Source organism: Blastococcus sp. KM273129 (assembly GCF_021698995.1).
GTDB lineage: Bacteria > Actinomycetota > Actinomycetes > Mycobacteriales > Geodermatophilaceae > Blastococcus.
Map to the genome: position 1 here is coordinate 1 of NZ_SSXB01000156.1, position 1,757 is coordinate 1,757.

Annotated in this window: 3 protein-coding genes; all 3 read right to left on the reverse strand. The window is 74.3% G+C overall.

The annotated features are described in order from the left end of the window. The coding region (locus E9565_RS23455; RefSeq protein ID WP_236836715.1) for a hypothetical protein at positions 1 to 1,104 on the reverse strand (1,104 nt) is incomplete at its 3' end. After that, entirely contained in the window at positions 1,101 to 1,598 is a 498-nt protein-coding gene (locus tag E9565_RS21795; protein ID WP_236828876.1) for a hypothetical protein, read from the reverse strand. The genes E9565_RS23455 and E9565_RS21795, both read right to left, overlap by 4 nt. Further along, on the reverse strand, positions 1,595 to 1,747 hold the full coding sequence (locus tag E9565_RS23635; protein ID WP_374201752.1) for an LGFP repeat-containing protein: 153 nt from the start codon (positions 1,745 to 1,747) through the stop codon (positions 1,595 to 1,597). Before E9565_RS23635 ends, E9565_RS21795 begins: the two co-directional genes overlap by 4 nt. Between the last annotated feature and the right edge of the window lie 10 nt (positions 1,748 to 1,757).

Here is a 1,757-nt window from a genome sequence, read left to right on the forward strand (position 1 = left end):
GAAGTGCTGGAAGCACCCACCATCACGCAACCCGCACGTCGTGTCCCCCACCGGGTAACCCAGCGCACCCCGCTCCCACCCCGCCGCGGCCCACCGGTCCCGTACCGGGCCGGAGACGATGCGGGCACCGGTGGCCGGCGACCAGTAGATGGCGCCCGCGGCGTACTCCTGGAAGCAGCCTCCGGCGGGCAGCCCGCAGACGACGTTGCTGCGGATGGCGCCCAGCGGGCCGTCCGACCCGCGGGTCTGCGCGTAGCGGCCGGTCACCTCCGCGGCACCGGGGACCTGCGTGGAGCCGAACCAGTCGGTGTAGTAGATCCAGAAGTTCCGGTTGCCGTAGGCCGAGCACCCGTCCCCGGTGCCCTTGCCGGCGGCGAGCGCGGCGGCGTTGGGCTGGTAGGGCGTGTAGTTGTACAGCCCGGCCGTCGCCGTGTTCTCGATGAAGACCTGCGTGGAGCCGCAGCCGGCGTCCGGGTGGAAGCGCACGGTGTTGGTCCGGCCGGCTACGTGGTTGAAGCTGTCCGGGTTGTTGGCGTAGTACCGGTAGCGGGCGGCCGCGCTGTACACCTGGTTGAACAGGTGGGCGTAGGCCGGGTTGCAGGGCGCGGTGTCGGGGCAGGCGTACCCCATCGCGCGCTCGTACCGCCGCGCGGTGAGGTTGTCGCCGCTCAGCGTGACGAGCCCCTGCTCCTTCTGCAGGATCACCAGGAGCACCCGCTGGCTGATGCCGCAGGCGGCACCGACCTTGGCGATGATCGTGGCGGCCGTCTCCGCCGGGGCGCCGACGTAGGTCCCCGGGCAGTTGGCGTCCGCGGGACGGGTGTAGGTGTCCTGCCGGGCGTCCTGCAGGCACGGCGTGCCGTCGGACGCGGCCACGCAGCGCGGGTTCCTGCTCTCGAGGAAGAACTGCACGTCCGCGGCCGACATGGCGCGGCCGTCGTAGAAGAGCTGGTCGCTGATGATGTTGCCCGGCCGGAACTGGCCGGTGTCCGCGGCCTCCTGCAGGGCGGGGGTGGCCGGCTGGTCCGGCGACGGCGCGACGAGGATGCCGGCCCCGCACAGCAGGCCGAGGAGCAGCAGCCCGACCCGGCGCACGGCGGTCACGCCGGGACCTCGACATCCACGGCCTCGGAGACGACGTCCGCCGTCGCCGAGGAGTAGGCCAGCCGCAGGCTCCACGTCCCCGCGGCCAGCCGCTCCTCCGGTACCGAGAACCCGCCGCACACCGTGGTGGTGGCGTCCGCCATCCCGGGCACGGTGACCGCGACCTCGTCCCCGTCGCGGGTGAGGCGCAGGGTGCAGGTGCCGCCGTCCTCGATGACCGGGGTGACGTAGCCCGCCGCCTCGACCGATGCGGTGGCCTCCTCCCACATCGCGAAGGACAGGACGGCCTCCGGGGCCTCCGGGCGGGGCGCGTCGGTGACCGCCACCCGGTCGTCGGGCAGGAAGGTGGCGGGCGGCACCGCTGCGGCCTCGTCGGCGGGCGCCTCTGCGGTGCAGGCCCCGACCCCGAGCGCCAGGACGGCGCCCAGCGCCGCGGTGCCGAGAACCCGCCGCGAGGACGCGGCGCCGTGCGGCGGACGGTCCGAGCCGATCACCGGTAGGTCACCGAGGTCCGGCCGTCGACCGAGGTGACGGTGCCGCCCTGGAAGGTCTGCCGGGTGCCGCCGGTCACCGGTTGGGGATCGCTGGTGGGGTAGCCCAGCCGGCCGTTCTCCCAGCCCTGCCCGGCCCAGGCGTCGCGGATCGCTCCCCGC